Annotated in this window: 14 protein-coding genes; 2 read left to right on the top strand and 12 right to left on the bottom strand. The window is 72.3% G+C overall.

The window, feature by feature from the left end:
• Positions 1–47: 47 nt before the first annotated feature.
• The 9 genes from VLF38_RS08725 to VLF38_RS08685 form a co-directional block, all read right to left on the bottom strand.
• On the bottom strand, positions 48–602 hold the full coding sequence (locus tag VLF38_RS08725) for a hypothetical protein (RefSeq protein ID WP_325270877.1): 555 nt from the start codon (positions 600–602) through the stop codon (positions 48–50).
• Positions 603–728: 126 nt separating this feature from the next.
• A complete protein-coding gene (locus tag VLF38_RS08720) occupies positions 729–1,094 on the bottom strand; it encodes a hypothetical protein (protein WP_325270876.1) in 366 nt (121 codons plus the stop codon).
• A 7-nt stretch (positions 1,095–1,101) separates the two neighbouring features.
• A complete protein-coding gene (gene ffh / locus VLF38_RS08715) occupies positions 1,102–2,661 on the bottom strand; it encodes a signal recognition particle protein (RefSeq protein ID WP_325270875.1) in 1,560 nt (519 codons plus the stop codon).
• A gap of 82 nt (positions 2,662–2,743) precedes the next feature.
• Positions 2,744–4,990, bottom strand: a complete 2,247-nt coding sequence (locus tag VLF38_RS08710) for a [protein-PII] uridylyltransferase (protein WP_325270874.1) — start codon at positions 4,988–4,990, stop codon at positions 2,744–2,746.
• Between the two features lie 13 nt (positions 4,991–5,003).
• The gene (locus VLF38_RS08705) at positions 5,004–5,342 is read right to left on the bottom strand and encodes a P-II family nitrogen regulator (protein ID WP_107700168.1); all 339 of its coding nucleotides are present in this window, start codon (positions 5,340–5,342) and stop codon (positions 5,004–5,006) included.
• Between the two features lie 66 nt (positions 5,343–5,408).
• Positions 5,409–6,731, bottom strand: coding sequence for an ammonium transporter (locus VLF38_RS08700; RefSeq protein ID WP_325270873.1), 1,323 nt, complete (start codon positions 6,729–6,731; stop codon positions 5,409–5,411).
• Positions 6,732–6,863: 132 nt separating this feature from the next.
• Complete coding sequence (locus VLF38_RS08695; protein WP_107700170.1) at positions 6,864–7,202, bottom strand: P-II family nitrogen regulator; 339 nt, start codon at positions 7,200–7,202, stop codon at positions 6,864–6,866.
• A 122-nt stretch (positions 7,203–7,324) separates the two neighbouring features.
• Positions 7,325–9,097, bottom strand: coding sequence for a glycosyltransferase family 2 protein (locus VLF38_RS08690; protein WP_325270872.1), 1,773 nt, complete (start codon positions 9,095–9,097; stop codon positions 7,325–7,327).
• Complete coding sequence (locus tag VLF38_RS08685; RefSeq protein WP_325270871.1) at positions 9,094–10,191, bottom strand: glycosyltransferase; 1,098 nt, start codon at positions 10,189–10,191, stop codon at positions 9,094–9,096. Before VLF38_RS08685 ends, VLF38_RS08690 begins: the two co-directional genes overlap by 4 nt.
• Before the next feature lie 77 nt (positions 10,192–10,268).
• Between VLF38_RS08685 and VLF38_RS08680 the strand changes: the two genes are divergently transcribed.
• Both VLF38_RS08680 and VLF38_RS08675 read left to right on the top strand, forming a co-directional pair.
• Positions 10,269–12,320 (top strand): acyltransferase family protein, encoded by a 2,052-nt coding sequence (locus VLF38_RS08680; RefSeq protein ID WP_325270870.1) that lies wholly within the window; start codon positions 10,269–10,271, stop codon positions 12,318–12,320.
• Entirely contained in the window at positions 12,317–13,477 is a 1,161-nt protein-coding gene (locus VLF38_RS08675; protein ID WP_325270869.1) for a hypothetical protein, read from the top strand. The genes VLF38_RS08680 and VLF38_RS08675 overlap by 4 nt, the downstream gene beginning before the upstream one ends.
• 56 nt (positions 13,478–13,533) lie before the next feature.
• On the opposite strand, the gene ftsY is transcribed toward VLF38_RS08675, so the two are convergent.
• The 3 genes from ftsY to VLF38_RS08660 all read right to left on the bottom strand — a co-directional run.
• Positions 13,534–14,667, bottom strand: coding sequence for a signal recognition particle-docking protein FtsY (gene ftsY / locus VLF38_RS08670; RefSeq protein WP_325270868.1), 1,134 nt, complete (start codon positions 14,665–14,667; stop codon positions 13,534–13,536).
• 25 nt (positions 14,668–14,692) lie between these two features.
• Positions 14,693–14,896, bottom strand: a complete 204-nt coding sequence (locus tag VLF38_RS08665; protein ID WP_325270867.1) for a hypothetical protein — start codon at positions 14,894–14,896, stop codon at positions 14,693–14,695.
• 146 nt (positions 14,897–15,042) lie between these two features.
• Positions 15,043–17,028 (bottom strand): AAA family ATPase (locus VLF38_RS08660; protein ID WP_325270866.1); only part of this gene is annotated, 1,986 nt, incomplete at its 5' end.

Genomic DNA, 17,028 nt, shown 5'->3' with positions numbered 1-17,028 from the left:
CGCCGCCTCGCTGCACTTTCGGTGCAGGTCTGCGCCGCTTCGGCAGGTCAGCCGCGCGGACCACCCAGCACGCCGGCGTCGAAGGCCTTCAGCACCGAGGCCTTGTCCGCAGCCGTGAGGTCGCCCGCCTCCACGGCGTCGTCGAGACGGGAGGACAGGGCGCTGCGGTGCGCTGCCTCGTGCTCGGCGTGCATCGCGGCGAGCGCGTCGGAGACCTTCGCCGTCGTCAGGTCGAGCTCGCCGGCCAGTGCCTCGGCAAGCGCCGTCTCGTGCGCCGCGCGCTCCGCCGCGGTCGGCGGCGTCGGCCGCTCTCCTGCAGCCGGGCGCTCCGGAGCGGGCAGGTCCTCACGCACCGCGTCGAGCGCATCGGAGACCTTCGACTCGGAGACTCCCAGCTCCTCGGCGAGGTCCGCAGCCAGGTCGCCCCCACCCGGGCCACCCCGGTGCCCGAAGCCCTCCCGCGCGGCCGATGAGGTGGTCGTGCCCGCGGAGCTCGTGTCGTCAGCGGCATTGGCCATCGCCACGCCGCCGAGGGTCAGTCCGACCGCTGCGATGCCGCCGGCCACCGAGATGCGGGCGATGCCGTCGTACTTCTTGCTCATGGTGTCCTCCACTCCCGGGCGGCACCTCCGCCCTCGGGACACCAACGTCCCGCGCCACCCTGTGTGGGGACTGTGGGCGTCCTCGGGATTGGGTGTGGGCACCTGAACGCGCAGCTGCTGCGCGCGTCAGAGGCAGTCGAGGAGCCAGGCCGCTCCGACCGAGCGCGCCCGGAGTGCCTCGGAGCGGAGGGCGAGCTCCCGGTCGGAGGTCGCCACGACCACGTCGTGCTCCTGGGCGACCAGGGCGCGGACCTCGTCGAGGATCGCGGCATCGCCGTCGCGTGGCGCGTGAACGACGCGTACGTCGCGGTCCCGGCCGGCCTTCACACCGCCCTTCGCCTGCCCCTCGAGGACGAGCACCACCGCGTCGTACGCGATGTCGGCGACGAGCAGCTGCTCGTGCAGGCGGCGGGCGGCACCCGCACGGTCCTTCCACCAGCCATCGGGGCGTGCGCCGACGACGTTCGCGCCGTCGACGACGAGGACCCGCATCAGTCCCTCACTTGAAGAGGTCGTCGAAGCCCTTGGGCAGGTTGAGGTTGGCGGCGGCCTCCTCGTAGTTGAAGCCGCCGGGCTGGCCGAAGGGATTGGCGGCTGCCGGAGCCTTGGAAGCCTCAGCAGCCTTCTGCTGGGCCGCCTTGGCCGGGTTGCCGGAGACGCGCTTGCCGCCCTTGCCCTTCTTGGCCTGCGGCTTCTTCTTCGCCGCGCCGGGGCCGGGGCCCATGCCGGGCATCGGGCCCATGCCGGGGATGCCGCCGCCCTTGGCGAGCTGCAGCATCATCTTCTTCGCCTCGTGGAAGCGGTCGACCAGCTGGTTGACGTCGGAGACCTGGGTGCCGGAACCCTTGGAGATGCGCAGGCGGCGCGAGCCGTCGATGATCTTCGGGTTGTCGCGCTCGGCCGGCGTCATCGACTGGATGATCGCCTGGATCCGGTCGATCTCGCGCTCGTCGAAGTTGGCCAGGGCGTCCTTGAACTGCCCCATGCCGGGGAGCATGCCCATGATCTTGGACATCGACCCGAGCTTACGGATCTGCTGCATCTGCTGCAGGAAGTCGTCGAGCGTGAAGTCGCCCTTGCCCGAGAGCTTCTCCGCAGCCTTGGCGGCCTGCTCCTGGTCGAAGACCTTCTCGGCCTGCTCGATCAGGGTGAGCATGTCGCCCATGTCGAGGATCCGGCCCGCCATGCGGTCGGGGTGGAAGAGGTCGAAGTCGGTCATCTTCTCGCCGGCGGAGGCGAACATGACCGGCTTGCCGGTGATCGAGCGGATCGAGAGGGCGGCACCACCGCGGGCGTCACCGTCGAGCTTGGTGAGCACGACGCCGTCGAAGCCGACGCCCTCCTGGAAGGCGAGGGCGGTGTTGACGGCGTCCTGGCCGATCATCGCGTCGACGACGAAGAGGACCTCGTCGGGGTTGACGGCAGCCCTGATGTCCTTGGCCTGCTGCATCATCTCGGCGTCGACACCGAGTCGGCCGGCGGTGTCGACGATGACGACGTCGTGGAGGGTGCGCTTCGCCTCCTCGATGGAGGCCTGAGCGACCGCGACCGGGTTGCCGACGCCATTGCCGGGCTCCGGCGCGAAGACCGGAACGCCGACCCGCTCACCGTTGACCTGGAGCTGGTTGACCGCGTTGGGACGCTGGAGGTCGCAGGCGACGAGGAGCGGGGACTTGCCCTGCTCCTTGAGCCAGAGCGCGAGCTTGGCCGCGAGGGTGGTCTTGCCGGCACCCTGGAGGCCGGCCAGCATGATGACGGTCGGGCCGGTCTTGGCGTAGCGGAGCCGGCGGGTCTCACCACCGAGGATCTCGATGAGCTCGTCGTTGACGATCTTGACGATCTGCTGGGCGGGGTTCAGCGCCTGGCTGACCTCCTCGCCGCGCGCCCGCTCCTTGATCGCCGCGGTGAACTCCTTGACGACCGGCAACGCGACGTCGGCCTCGAGCAGCGCGATGCGGATCTCGCGCGCGGTGGCGTCGATGTCGGCCTCGGAGAGCCGGCCCTTGCCCCGGAGGTTCTTGAAGGTGTCGGAGAGCCGGTCGGAGAGCGTGGCGAACAAGTGTCAGGTCCCTCGGATGAGCAGCGGGACGTCATAGGAAGTGGTCGCGAGAGCAGCCAGATCCCATGACGCTATGGAAACGTCAAGACTCAAGGGTAACGGTGCGCACGAGGGCCTCTCGCACGGCGTACGCCGCCGCGTCGGCCCGCTCGTCGGTGGGCAGCGAGCCGTCGGCCTCGATGACGTAGAAGACGTCGACCGCCTGCGGGCCGAGCGTCGAGACGTGGGCCGACCGCACCGAGAACCCGAGCGAGGCAAGTGCGGCGCAGACCAGATAGACGACACCGGGGCGATCGTCCATCCGGATCTCGAGGACCGTCGCGGACTCCGACGCCTCCGGCCGCACCCGCACGGTGGGCTCGAGGCGGCCCGGTCGCGGTCGCGCCAGCCGGGAGCGTGCGTCGAGCCGCCCGTCCACGATCGACTCCAGGCGCGTGCGGAGCACGGCCGGATCGAGGTGCTGCTCGTCGGTCTCCCACACGGAGATGCCGATCGGGTCCTGGGTCCAGACCTTCGCCGCGTTGACCGACGTCTTCTGCACCGCGAACATCGCCGCCGCGTCGGCGAGCAGGCCGACGCGGTCGCGCGACATCACGGTGACGCTGGCCCCCTCCGCGTGGCGGTCCACCTCGATGTGCACGCGCGTCGGGTCCGCGAGCAGCTCGGCGGGCACCTCGACGGTCGGCTCCTCGACGGTCAGGGCCTCGGTGTCGGAGGCGCCGGTGAGCATCGCGGCGTACGTCCGCTGCGCGAGGTGGCGGACCAGGCTGGCGCGCCACTTGGTCCACGCCTGCGGCGATGCGGCGCGGGCGTCGGCCTCGGTCAGGGCCACGAGCAGCGAGAGCGCCTCCGGGTGCGGGACGTGCTCGAGCAGCAGCTGCACGGTCGCCGGATCGTCGGGGTCGCGCGTGGTGGCCGTCTCGCTGAGCAGCAGGTGCCAGCGCACGAGCATGCCGACCAGGTCGACCTCGACGGCGGTGAAGCCGATCCGCTCCGCGACCGCGCGTGCGATCGGCTCGCCCTCGACCGAGTGGTCGCCGACCTCGCACTTGCCGATGTCGTGGAGCAGCGCGGCCACCATGAGTACGTCGGGGCGCGCGACGCGGCGGATCAGCTCGGAGGCCTCGATGCAGGTCTCGACCACGTGGCGGTCGACGGTGAAGCGGTGGATCACCGAGGCGTGCGGCAGGGAGCGGATCAGGTCCCACTCGGGGAGGATCCGCTGCAGCGCCCGGGTCTCCTCGAGCGTCTCCCAGACCGGCAGCATCGGGCGTCCCGCCGAGAGCAGGCGGACCAGCAGGTGGCGGGCCTGGGCGGGCCAGGGGGTGGGAAGCTCCGGACAGGCGCGCAGGAGTCGCGCCGCCGTCGCGGGCGAGAGCGGCAGGGCCCGCTCGGCCGCCTCTGCGGCAGCGCGCAGCAGCAGGAACGGGTCCGCCTCGGGCTTGGCGCCCTGCGCGAGGACGACCTCGCCGGAGGAGACGGCCAGGCCGGGCGCGATGCCGACCAGGTCGGGCTTGCGGGCGCCGCGCAGCGAGGCAGGGCGCGCGATCACCTGGTCGACGCGGTGCCAGGTCAGCCGGGAGATGTGGGTGAGCCGTCGGCCGAGGTCGCGCACGTGCACCTGCACGGCGCGGGCGTCCTCGAGGCCGAGGGGTCCGGCCATCTGCCCCCACATCTCGGGCGTGATCCGGTCGGAGGCTCGTCCGGCGATCTCGTGCGCGACGTCACGGGTGTCGAGCAGGGCCTGGCGGCAGCGCTCGACGTCGACGTGCGGGACGTCGACGAGCCAGGTCGCCACCAGCGCCTTGAGTGCGGTCGCATCGCGGAGACCCCCCTCGGCCTCCTTGAGGTCAGGCACCGAGACGTGCGCCAGCTCGCCGGTGATCGCGTGCCGGCTGCGCACCAGCTCGTGGAAGCCGGGCAGCTTCTGCCGGGCCTCGCGTCGCCACGACCCGAGCATGTGCGTGCGCAGCCGGAGGGTGAGGTTCGGGTCGCCGGCCAGGTGGCGTGCGTCGAGCATGCCGAGCGCGACCCTCAGGTCGGCCTCCCCCGCCGCGATGCATTGATCGAGCGACCGGACGGCATGGTCGAGCTTCGCACCGGAGTCCCACAACGGATACCAGAGCTTCTCCTCCAGCTCGCCCAGGTCGAGGTCGTCGTCGTGGACCAGCACGACGTCCAGGTCGGAGTGCGGCGCGAGCTCGCCACGGCCGTAGCCCCCGACAGCGACGAGGGCGACCCCAGTGTCGGGGCCGCCCAGGTCGGCGTACGCCGTGGCGCAGAGCTCGTCGGCAGCCGCCGTACGACGCTGGCGTTCCTCCGCAGTCATGGCGCGAAGGATGTCAGATGGCGGCCTCGTCGCGGTCGCCCGTCCGGACCCGGACGACGGACTCGATCGGGCTGACCCAGACCTTGCCGTCACCGATCTTGCCGGTCTGCGCGGCCTTGACGACCGTGTCGATGACCGGCTCGACGTCGTCCTCGTCGACGAGGATCTCGATCCGGATCTTCGGCACGAGGGTGATGTCGTACTCCGCGCCGCGGTAGACCTCGGTGTGGCCCTTCTGGCGGCCGTAGCCGCTGACCTCGGAGACCGTCATGCCAGTGATGCCGATCGTCTCCAGAGCCGCGCGGACGTCCTCCCACTTGTGGGGCTTGATGACGGCGGTGACGAGCTTCATGGATGTCCTTCTCTCACGTGCGCGATGCCCAGGTGTGGGGCTCAGGTGTGGGCTCGGGTCTGGGGCTCAGAAGTGAAGCGTGCCACTACCCGGGCCGACATGGGGACGGGCCCCGCCGGTCGGGTGCAGGTCGTAGGCCGCCTCGGCGTGGATGACGAGGTCGACACCGAGCGCCTCGTCGTCGGGGTCGACCCGGAAGCCGACCGTCCGGTCGAGGAGCCAGACCAGCAGGGCGGTCATCAGGAGCGAGAAGCTGAACGTGGCCACCGCGGCGACGGCCTGCTTGCCGAGCTGGTCGAAGCCGCCGCCGTACAGGAGTCCCTCGACGTCCGAGCCGAGCACCGTGGAGTTGGCCAGCAGACCGATGAGCAGCGTGCCGACGAGGCCACCGACGAGGTGGACGCCGACGACGTCGAGCGAGTCGTCGTAGCCGAAGCGGTGCTTCCAGCCCACAGCGACCGAGCACACGGCACCCGCGACGACGCCGACGACGGTCGCGCCGACCGGCGAGACCGCGCCACAGGAAGGAGTGATCGCGACCAGGCCGGCGACGACTCCGGACGCCGCACCGAACGACGTCGCGTGGCCGTCGCGCACCTTCTCGACGAGGGTCCAGGCCAGCAGGCCCGTGCAGCCCGCCATGAGCGTGTTGACGAAGACGATCGCCGCGGTGTGGTTGGCCGCGAGCGCCGAGCCGGCGTTGAAGCCGAACCAGCCGAACCAGAGCAGGCCCGCGCCGATCATCGTGAGCGTCAGGTTGTGCGGCTTCATCGGGTCCTTGCCGAAGCCGAGACGCCGGCCCAGCACGAGCGCGGCCGCAAGGCCGGCGGCACCGGAGTTGATCTCGACGGCCGTGCCGCCCGCGAAGTCGAGCGCACCCAGGCGGTCGTACATCCAGCCCCCCGCGTGGGTGTCGTCGCCGTAGTAGAAGATCCAGTGCGCGACCGGCGCGTAGACCAGCACCGTCCAGAGACCGGCGAAGAGGAGCCAGGTCCCGAACTTCACGCGGTCGGCGATCGCACCGGCGATCAGGCCGACCGTGATCGCGCAGAAGAGGCCCTGGAACGCCGCGAAGACGATCAGGTCGGTCGCGCCCTCCTGCGCCTCGACGAGGCTGCTCAGCCCGAAGTACTGCGTGGGATCACCCAGCAGGCCACCCCCGAGGTCGTCGCCGAAGGCGAGCGAGTAGCCGAGGAAGAGCCAGACGACCATGACCACGGCCAGGGCGCCGAAGACCATCATCATCATGTTGAGCACGCTCTTCACGCGGACCATGCCGCCGTAGAAGAGCGCGAGGCCCGGCACCATCAGCAGCACGAGCGCAGCCGAGGTGAGGAGCCAGGCGGTGTCGCCGGTGTCCGGGGACACGGCCGCAGTCAGCTGGATCATGCGCGGAACCATCACAAAGGCGCGTTACGGACACGTTACGGAACTCACGGCATGCGTGAAGCCCGTGTTACATCCTCACGGAGTGCCTCACAGGTCACGGGGCGGGCGGGTGCCCGCGCGGGAGTCAGGCGATCAGAGCGCCGCCTCGTCACGGTCGCCGGTGCGCACGCGGACCACGGTGCCGATGGGGCTGACCCACACCTTGCCGTCGCCGATGCGGCCGGTCTGCGCGGTCTTCACGACCAGGCCGACGATGTCATCGGCGTCATCGTCGTCGACGACGATCTCGATCCGGATCTTGGGCACCAGCGCGATGTCGTACTCCGCACCGCGGTAGACCTCGGTGTGGCCCTTCTGCCGCCCGTAGCCGGAGACCTCGCTGACCGTCATGCCGGTCACACCGAAGGTCTCGAGCGCCTCCCGGACGTCTTCCCACTTGTGCGGCTTGATGACCGCGGTCACGAGCTTCACCACTGCTCCCTGCTCCTGATGGCGCGGACTGCTCCGCCGACGCAGTCACTGTGGCTGCCGCCGGTTTCGGTCGCAGGGCCCCCCCTGTTACGCGCGTGTAAAGACCTCAGCCCGACCCCACGTCACACCCTCGCGCCGCCGGTGCCGCGCCCCAGGCGGCCCGCCGTACGCCGCGCCGTACGCCGGGCACGGCGGCCGACGCGCACCGCTGCGCGTCGCCAGGGCCCCGGGCCCACGACGATCCGGGCCGCGTCGACCTGGCCCGCGGCGCGGACGTAACGCAACTGGCGGCCCTCGATCACGCCGCCCTCGGGCGCGAGGGGCGAGAGCGCGACGGGCGCCTCGATCACGACGCCGTCGATCACCGCCTCGACGCGGAGGTTCCAGCCACGACGGCGAAGGTCATTCAGAGGAAGGGCCACCATCATCGGCCCCTCCTCCCAGCGGACGTCGACCGGCTCGAGCGGAATCCGGCTGCCGTCGTCACCGACGAGGACGAAGCGGACCTCGCTGCCCGCCGGTCCGAGGTGGACGACCCGGGCCACCGGCCCTGCCTCCTCCACCGTGACGCGCCGGAAGGCGAACCGGAGCGGTGGTGCGCCGAGGAGGCGGGTCAGGCGCTGCCTGTCTCCAGCCAGTACGACGCGGACCAACTGCTGCTCCGGCGGCAGCAGCTGGTGCAGAGCCTCCTCGTCGTACAGCCGGGCGAGCAGGTCGCGGTGCGCGAGCAGAGGCTCGGCGGCGTCGAGGGCGGGCGTGCTCCGGCGCGCGAGCGGGCCGAGGACGAGAGCACGGGTGACGAAGCGGGCCTCCTCGAGGTCGACTCCCTCAGCGACGCGGCGCGCGACGGCGGCGAGCGCGGCCTCCGGCTCGCACTGGCCGGCGCGGGCGAGCACGAGCTGGCGGGCCAGCTCCCACTCCCCTGCGGACGCGAGCGCCAGGCCCCAGGCCTGCTCCCGTCCGAGGCCGAGGACGGTCTCCGGCGTCATCGCCTCGTGGAGCGCACCGAAAGCCTCCTGGAGCTCGGCGAGCTCGGCCGGCGTGCAGGAGTGGAAGCCGTCGGCAGCGAGGAAGGTCCGCAGGTGGACCCAGCCGTCGGCGACGAGGAAGAGCGACTCGTGCAGGGCGCGGAGCTGCTGGTCGCCCGTGGCCGTCGTCAGCCGGAACGACGCGAGCTCCTGCTGGAGGTAGCTGAGGAAGCTGGCGGTGCCGTGGGCGCGGGCGGTCATCGACGTGGCGCCCGGCCGGGCGCGGTAGAGGTAGACGGTGTCGGTGATGACGTTGATCCGCTTGGCCTCGAGGAGCGCCCGGGTCATCGGCACGACGTCGTTGGAGCGTGGCACCGACGGGAAGGTGATCCCGGAGGCGGCCCAGAAGTCCGTGCGGAAGAGACGGTTCCAGCAGGCGCGGTTGCGCAGCAGCGACGGCTCCTCAGCGAGCGTGACGTCGTCGCGGTCGGACTGCCACGCCGTCCAGGTCCGGGTCGGTCGCCACGTCCGGTTGGGGAAGAACTTGAGATACGAGCCGACGACCATGTCGGCGTCGTTGCGGCGCGCCGAGTCGAGCATCGCGCGGTAGGCACCCCGCGGCACCAGGTCGTCACCGTCGACGAACGCCAGGTGCGCGGCCCGCGCGAGGCTCGCACCGTGGTTGCGGGCCTCCGCACCTCCCCTGCCCGGGTTCGGCTCGACCCGCAGCCGCGGGTCGCGGGCAGCCCTTTCCTGCAGGATCTCCAGGCTGCCGTCGGTGGAGCCGTCGTCCACCGCGATCACCTCGAGCGCGACGTCCTGGTCGTCGAGGAGCGAGGAGAGGCACTCACGGAGCCAGGGAGCCACGTCGTGGACCGGCAGCACGACCGACACCTCCGGGGCCGCGAGGTCGGGTGTCGTCGTCACCGCTCCTCCCCCCGTCCGTCGCGCAGCCCGTCGAGGACGCGGAGGTAGTCCCGCGCCATGTCGTACGGCGTGTAGCGCTGTGCGAACGCGCGAGCGGCGCGCTCGCGACCCTCGTCACCGGGCGCGAGCCGGACGACCTGCTCCGCGAGCCGGGCAGCGGCACCCGGCCCCACGGCGTACGACGCGCACCAGGGCTCGTCGGCGTACAGGCGGACCAGCGGGGTGTCCTCGGGGAGGATCACCGGCCGCCCCAGCGTGGCTGCCATCAGGGCACTGCCGGAGTTGAGGATGCGGCGGTAGGGCAACGCGAGCACGTTGCACGCCTGCACCCACGTGCCGATCTCCTCGTCGGCGAGGAACTCGTGGTGGCGCACCAGCCGCACCCCCTCCGGCACGAGCGCGTCGATCTCGGCGAGGTGCTCCTCCGAGGTGCGTCCGGCGAGCACCACGGTGAGGTCCGGGAGCTCGCGCGAGGCGATGGCGGCGGCCTCGAGCAGGAGGTCGACGCCCTTGTAGGGCCGGAGCTGGCCGATCAGGCCCACCGTGGGCACGCCCTGCGGCACGCCAACCGCAGCGCGCGCCTCCTCGCGGCTCGGCAGCTCGGGGTACACCCCCGCATAGCTGCTGTGCGGCAGCGTGACGAGCCGCTCCGCGGGCAGGTCGTACGCCGCGGCGAGGTGCGCGCGGGTGTGCTCGTGCAGCTGGAGGATGCGGTCGGCGCGGCGGGCCAGCACCTCGGCCACCCGCAGCTCGGCATCGGGCCAGTCGGAGTCGTGGGCGATCTCGTTGTGCACGGTCCAGAGCACCTGCGCCCCCGCCGCCTGGGCCCGACGGACGGCCTCGTCGAAGCGGTCCACACGGTCGTGGGCCTCGGCACGCGAGAGGGCGGGCCGGGTGACGGGAGCGGTCCAGTGGACGTGCACGACATCGCCCGCCCTGACCTCCCGCTCGGCCGCGTGCTCCAGCCCCTCCAGGCGGGTCGGTCCGGTGATCTCCCAGCCGTCCGCTTCCGCAGCAAGGGTCAGCAGGGTCAGGTAGGGGTTCTGCTCCCATCGCGGGAAGACGACGACCTTGCTGGTTCTCCTGAGGCTCACGGGACGTCACCGTACGGACGGCAAGTGGACACCTGGCGGCCCTACGGTGCGGCACCGTGAACACTCGGAAACCCCCGGTGACAGCGCACCGCACGGAGCACCGCACGGACATCCAGGCGCTCCGGGCCGCCGCCGTCACCGCGGTCGTGCTCTTCCACGTCTGGCCCGGTGCGGTGCGTGGTGGCTACGTCGGTGTCGACGTCTTCTTCGTGATCTCGGGCTTCCTGATCACCGGCCACCTGCTCGGCGAGCTCCGGGAGCACGGCCGGATCCGGCTGGTCACGTTCTGGGGCCGCCGGCTGCGCCGCCTGATGCCCGCCGCCCTCACCGTGCTCACCGCCACCGCCGCCGCGGTCTGGCTCCTGCTGCCCACGGGCGAACGTGTCGTCCAGCTCAGGGAGGTGGTCGCCAGCGCGCTGTACGTCGAGAACTGGCTTCTGGCCCACGACTCCGTCGACTACCTCGCCGCGGAGAACAGTCCTTCCTCGGTCCAGCACTACTGGTCGCTCGCGGTCGAGGAGCAGTTCTACGTCGTGTGGCCGCTGCTCCTGCTCCTCGCCGGTCGCCTGGCCGGCTTCGCCGCGCGCCGCGGCGTACGACGAGGGGCGGGGTGGTGGGCGACCGTCGTCCTGGCCGGCGTGCTGGCGGCCAGCCTCGTGGCCTCGGTCGTGCTGACCGCGCGCGACCCCGGCCCGGCGTACTTCGCCACCTGGACCCGGGCGTGGGAGTTCGCTGCGGGCGGCCTGCTCGCGGCGTGGGCGGCCTCGTCGGGGACCGGCCGGCTGCCCGCTCCTGTGGCCTCGGCTGCCCGCACGCTCGGCTGGGCCGCCATCGCGGGCACCGCGCTCCTCTACACCCCTGACACCGCCTTCCCGGGCTGGGCGGCCCTCGCCCCCGTGCTCGGTGCGGTGTTGGTGATCGCCGCAGGCGACGCCGCACCCGGCAGTCGCTACCGCACGCTCACGGGCGCCCGCCTGGTGAGCGGACTCGGCACGCTCTCCTACGGCATCTACCTGTGGCACTGGCCGCTGATCGTGGTCGGCGGGGCGGTCACGACGTGGTTCGTCGGCGTGCCCGTGCTGCTGGCGACCGTGCTGCTGGCGTGGGTGACCTTCCACGGCGTCGAGAACCCGGTCCGCTTCCACCAGCCGTTGGTCCGCAGCAGCCGCTGGACCTACCTGGCCGCGGCGACGGCGATCTCGGTGGTGGTGGCCGGTTCGCTGGTCGGCATCCGTGCCCAGGACCACGCCGCGGCTGCGAGTGCCCGCCAGGCGCAGCGGCTGCTCGACGACGCGACGGCCTGTCTCGGCGCACGGGCCGTCCTCGGTGACCGCGGCGCCTGTCCCAACCCGCGCCTCGACGGGGTTCTCGTGCCCGACCCGACCGCCCGCCTCCGGGACACCGGCGGTGCCTACGCCTGCTACAGCGACGCCGACACCTCCGCGGTGCCGATCCGTTCGTGCCACTACGGATCGCGTCGCCCGGACGCGGTGCGCGTCGCGCTGGTCGGCAACTCCCACGCCACCGCCCTCCTGCCGGGACTGCGCCCCGCGCTGAAGCGGCTGAACTGGTCGCTCGACACGTACGTCGGCCGCAACTGCCGGTGGATCGTCAGCGAGCTCGACGCGGATCGCTGTGCCGCCGACCGGCCGTGGCTGGAGCCGCTGACCACGGGCACGCCGTACGACGTCATCCTCGTGACCAACCGCCGCGAGCTCTCCCGGCCCGCTGGCCAGCCGAACCCGGCGGCTGCCGCGATGGCGGCGGCCTGGCAACCGGCGATCGCGCGTGGCACGACCGTCGTCGCCATCGCTGACAACCCGGGCCTGCCGCCCGAGGTCGAAGGGTGCCTCGCCGCGGGCGAGGACCTGGCGGACCTCGCAGCCTGCCGCTTCTCCCCCACACAGGCATGGGCGACCGACGACCCCCTGCGTGGGGCCGCGGCGCTCGCCGGCGCCGAGCTGGTCGACCTGACCGGGGCCTTCTGCGCCGACGACCGGTGCCCGCTCGTGATCGGCAACGTGCTCGTCTACCGCGACAGCCACCACCTCACCGCGACGTTCGTCCGCACGCTCGCGCCGTACCTCCTCGCGCAGATCCGCGCGGCGATCGACCGGGAGCAGAAGTGACCGACCTGCGACTCCCCGAGCGGAGCCGGCTGCTCCACATCGGCCTGCCCAAGTCGGGCTCGACCACCCTCCAGCGGGCCTGTGCTGCCAGCCGGCCGGCCCTGCTCTCCGCGGGCGTGCTCTATCCGGGTGCGCTGCCCGACCACGCGCTCGCGGGCTCCTGGCTCGCGGGGATCCCGCTCTCCCACCTCGGGCGCACCGAGCCGGCCCACGACGCCTGGCCGCCGGTGCTCAGCGAGATGCGGGAGCACCCGGACCACCGCGTCCTGCTCAGCTACGAGGCGATCTGCTGGACCGATCTCCAGCGGGCGCAGTGGGCCGCCGCCGAGCTCGATGACCCCGTGCACGGACTGCTGGTGCTGCGCAATCCGGGCGAGTTCCTGGTCTCGGCCTGGCAGCAGAACCTCAAGGGCGGCAACGGTGCCGACCTGGACGGAGCGCTCCGCACGGCGTTCCGCGACCCCGACAACGCGGCGCTGAGCCGGCCGTTCCACCAGCGCGACGGTCTCGACCTGGTGACGCGCTGGGTGACGGCGCTCGGTCCGGAGAACCTGACGGTCGTCATCCTCGAGCCGAGCCACCCCGAGCGCCTGCTCGGCACCGCGGAGTCCCTGCTCGGCCTGCCCGAGCGCCTGCTCCGCGACGCCACCGTGCCGGGCGGTGCCAACCGCGGCCTCTCCATCGAGGAGGCCACCCTCCTGCGGCGGATCAACGACACGATCCTGCGCGACTGGGACGCCGACCCGTCCCTGCACCGCCAGCTCGTCTTCCGCGGCGCGGTCCACCACATGGTGACCAACCGCCGGCCCGGCCCCGCAGAGCGGCCGATCCGCCTCCCCGCTTGGGCCGCAGCACCGGCCACCGAGCTGGGCGACCGTCTCGCGACGGCGCTGGCAGCCACCGGCGTCCGCGTGGTCGGGGACCCGGACGAGCTCCGTCGTACGCCGGCCACCGGCGAGACCGACGTCCGTGCGTTGGCACCCACGGTCCCCGCCGACGCGGCCGTCGAGGCGCTGCTCGGCCTGTACGCGGCTGCTGCCGCCGCCCTTGAGGAGGCCTCCCGACCCCGGCCACCGCGGCTCGACGGGGTCGGCGGTCGTCAGCTCGCACGAGCGCTGGCCCGGGTGGTCCGGAGACGACTCACCCCCGGACGCTGAGCGGCCGGGGGCGGAAGCCGTCTGGTCTGACCGGTCAGTCAGGTCAGGCGATCAGGTCAGCCGAGCAGGGCGTCGACGAAGGCCTCGGGCTCGAACGGCGCGAGGTCGTCGGGGCCCTCGCCGAGACCGACGAGCTTGACCGGGACACCGAGCTCACGCTGGACGGCGACCACGATGCCGCCCTTGGCCGAGCCGTCGAGCTTGGTCAGGACGATGCCTGTCACGTCGACGACCTCGGAGAAGACGCGCGCCTGGATCATGCCGTTCTGGCCGGTGGTGGCGTCGAGGACGAGCAGCACCTCGGTGACCGGGGCCTGCTTCTCGATGACGCGCTTGACCTTGCCGAGCTCGTCCATGAGGCCGGCCTTGTTCTGCAGGCGGCCGGCAGTGTCGACCAGCACGACGTCGTAGCCACCGTCGACCGCAGCCTTGGCGGCCTCGAACGCGACGGAGGCGGGGTCGCCGTTCTCCGCGCCCCGGATGACGGGGACACCGACGCGCTCGCCCCAGGTCGCGAGCTGGTCGACCGCGGCAGCGCGGAAGGTGTCGGCTGCACCGAGCACGACCGACTTCTCCTGGGCGACGAGGATGCGCGAGATCTTGCCGACGGTCGTGGTCTTGCCGGCGCCGTTGACGCCGACGACGAGGACGACGCCCGGCTTGCCGTCGGCACCGCTGATCTGCAGGCGGCGGTCCATGGCCGGGTCGACGAGCGCGATGAGCTCGTCACGCAGGACCGCGCGGGGATCACCCGCCTCGCTGCCCTCGACGCGCAGGCGGGTGCGCAGGCGCTCGACCAGCTGCTGGGTCGGCGCGACACCGAGGTCGGCGGTGAGGAGGGTGTCCTCGATGTCCTCCCAGGTGTCCTCGTCGAGTCGGTCGCGCGAGAGCAGGGCGAGCAGGCCACGACCGAGGGTGCCCTGGGATCCGGAGAGCCGCTGGCGCAGCCGCACCAGGCGGCTGGCGGTGCCTTCCGGCTTCTCCAGCTGGGGCTCGGCCGAGACCGCAGGGGCCTCGGGGACCGCAACCGCACCGTCGGTGCGCTCCTCCGGTGCCGGCGGAGCGATGACCGAGGTGCCACCGCGGGGCCGCTTCCGGCGGCCGAGGGTCGTGCCGACGAGCCCGACGATGAGCAGCAGTCCGATGACTGCGATGCCGATGATGAGCGCGAGCAGACCGGTGACATCCATGGCGGACATCCAACCAGAGGCGGGGTCAGCGGCGGGACGCGACCACGCGGTCGCCGTCCTCCTCGGTCAGCATCGGAAGCCGGTCACGGCCCGAGGCGAGCGCGGTGCCGAGCCACTGGAACCGGGCGGGCAGCTCCTCGCCGCGCTGCGGATAGGCGACGTAGACGAGCACGAGGGCGGCGGGGACTGCGCAGAGCAGCAGTGCGGCGACGATCAGCAGGGCCGACATGGGAATCTCCGAGTTCTCAGTGGTCCGGGTGAGCGTCCATCGTGCCATGCGGACATGACGACTCTCCGATCCGCGACCGGCACTCCCCGCTCGGCCGTGGCGCGGATCACGTACGCCGGGTCGATGGAGGCCGGCGGGCCACTCCCTCAGTCGTCGCCGCGCAGTCGCTGGCTGATGACGGCGGAGACACCGTCGCCGCGCATCGTCACGCCGTACAGCGCGTCTCCGACCTCCATCGTGCGCTTCTGGTGCGTGATCACCAGGAGCTGGGAGTTCTCGCGGAGCTCCTCGTAGATCTCCAGCAGGCGGCCGAGGTTCGTGTCGTCGAGCGCGGCCTCCACCTCGTCGAGGATGTAGAAGGGGCTCGGGCGGGCCTTGAAGAGCGCCACGAGGAACGCGACTGCGACGAGCGAACGCTCACCACCGGAGAGCAGCGACAGGCGCTTGACCTTCTTGCCCGGCGGGCGGGCCTCGACCTCGATGCCCGTGGTGAGCATGTTGTCGGGGTCGGTGAGGATCAGCCGGCCCTCACCACCGGGGAAGAGCCGCGAGAAGACGTGGTCGAACGCGACCCGCACGTCGTCCCAGGCCTCGGCGAAGACCTGCTCGACGCGGTTGTCGACCTCCTTGACGATGTCGAGGAGGTCCTTCCGTGTCTTCCTGAGGTCCTCGAGCTGCTCGGTGAGGAACTTGTGACGCTCCTCCATCGCGGTGAACTCCTCGAGCGCGAGGGGGTTCACCCGGCCGAGCATCGCGAGCTGGCGCTCGGCGGACTTGAGCCGCTTCTGCTGCTCCTCGCGCACGAACGGGACCGGCTCGGGCTCGTCCTGCCCCTCGTCGAGCTCGCCGGTGAACGGGATGAGCGTGTGGGGACCGTACTCCTCGACGAGCGCCTCGACGGCGACGCCGAGCTCGTCGATCGCGCGCTCCTCGAGCTGCTCGATGCGCATCCTCTGCTGGGCGCGCGCCATCTCGTCGCGGTGGACGGAGTTGACCAGCTCGTCGTGCTCGCGGCCCAGGTCGCGAAGCCGGCCGCGGACCGTGAGCAGCTCGTGCTCGCGGGTGGTGCGGGAGCGCTCGACCTCGGCACGGGCCTCGGAGGCCCGCTCGATCGACTCCTCGAGCCGGGTCAGCACCTCGCGTACGCCGACCTGCACCGCCTCGGCGGCTCGGCCCTCGCGGAGCAGGCGCTCGCGGCGTTCGGCGGCACGAGCCCGCTGCTCGCGCTCCTGGCGAGCCTGGCGCAGCAGCGCGTCGGAGCGGCCGTGGAGGGCGCGCGACCGCTCCTCCGAGGTGCGCAGGGCGAGACGGGCATCGGTCTCGGTCTGGCGGGCGGTGCGGGCCGTGTCGAGCAGGCGCTCGCGCTCTGCAGTGTCGGGCTCCTCGTCGGGCGCCTCCTCCGCGCCGGCGAGCCGGGCCTCGAGGTCGGCGAGGCCGGCCACGTCGCGGTCGCGGGCCTCCTCGGCCTTGGCGATCGCCTCGGCGAGGCGGTCGGCCTCCCCCTTTGCCGCGCGGACCTGGGAGCCGTACTGCCCGAGCTCCTCGGCCACAGCGGCGAGCGTGGCGTCGGACTCGTGGAGCCGCGCGAGCGCCACGTCGACGCGCTTCTGCGCCTCGAGGCGCGCGGCCTCCACGCGGGAGGTCTCGAAGACCAGGCGCTCCGCGCGGGCAGTCGCCTCGGAGAGCTGGGTGCCGGCCTCGTCGACCGCGGCCTGGATCTCGATGAGGCTCTGGCCGGCTGTGCCGCCGCCGCTGGCGAAGTGCGCACCGAGCACGTCACCGTCGCGGGTCACCGCGATGACCGAGGGCTCGGCCTTGACCACCTGCTTCGCCGTCTCGAGGTCGGCGACGACCGCGATGTTGTCGAGGAGTCGCGCGAGCGACGGCGTCAGGTCCTTCGGGCAGTCGACGACATCGATCGCCCAGGCGTCGGCAGCACCCAGCGCAGGCCGCTGCGCCGATGGCTCGGCGGCGCCGCCGACGAGGAGCCCGGCGCGGCCGAGGTCCTCCTCGCGGAGCTTGTCGAGCGTGCGGACCGCGGCGTCGGCGTCGGCGACGGCCAGCGCGTCGGCAGCGGATCCGAGGGCTGCGGCGACGGCGGTCTCGAAACCACTCTTCACGGTGACCAGGGC

The organism is Nocardioides sp. (genome assembly GCF_035481145.1).
Lineage (GTDB): Bacteria > Actinomycetota > Actinomycetes > Propionibacteriales > Nocardioidaceae > Nocardioides.
This window is presented reverse-complemented; position numbering and strand designations above follow the sequence as displayed.

What these genes read in the sequence shown, in the direction of transcription:
- VLF38_RS08725 (WP_325270877.1), bottom strand. Translation starts at nt 602, where the DNA reads ATGAGCAAGAAGTACGACGGCATCGCCCGCATCTCGGTGGCCGGCGGC.
- VLF38_RS08720 (WP_325270876.1), bottom strand. Translation starts at nt 1,094, where the DNA reads ATGCGGGTCCTCGTCGTCGACGGCGCGAACGTCGTCGGCGCACGCCCC.
- VLF38_RS08710 (WP_325270874.1), bottom strand. Translation starts at nt 4,990, where the DNA reads ATGACTGCGGAGGAACGCCAGCGTCGTACGGCGGCTGCCGACGAGCTC.
- VLF38_RS08705 (WP_107700168.1), bottom strand. Translation starts at nt 5,342, where the DNA reads ATGAAGCTCGTCACCGCCGTCATCAAGCCCCACAAGTGGGAGGACGTC.
- VLF38_RS08700 (WP_325270873.1), bottom strand. Translation starts at nt 6,731, where the DNA reads ATGATCCAGCTGACTGCGGCCGTGTCCCCGGACACCGGCGACACCGCC.
- ftsY (WP_325270868.1), bottom strand. Translation starts at nt 14,667, where the DNA reads ATGGATGTCACCGGTCTGCTCGCGCTCATCATCGGCATCGCAGTCATC.
- VLF38_RS08665 (WP_325270867.1), bottom strand. Translation starts at nt 14,896, where the DNA reads ATGTCGGCCCTGCTGATCGTCGCCGCACTGCTGCTCTGCGCAGTCCCC.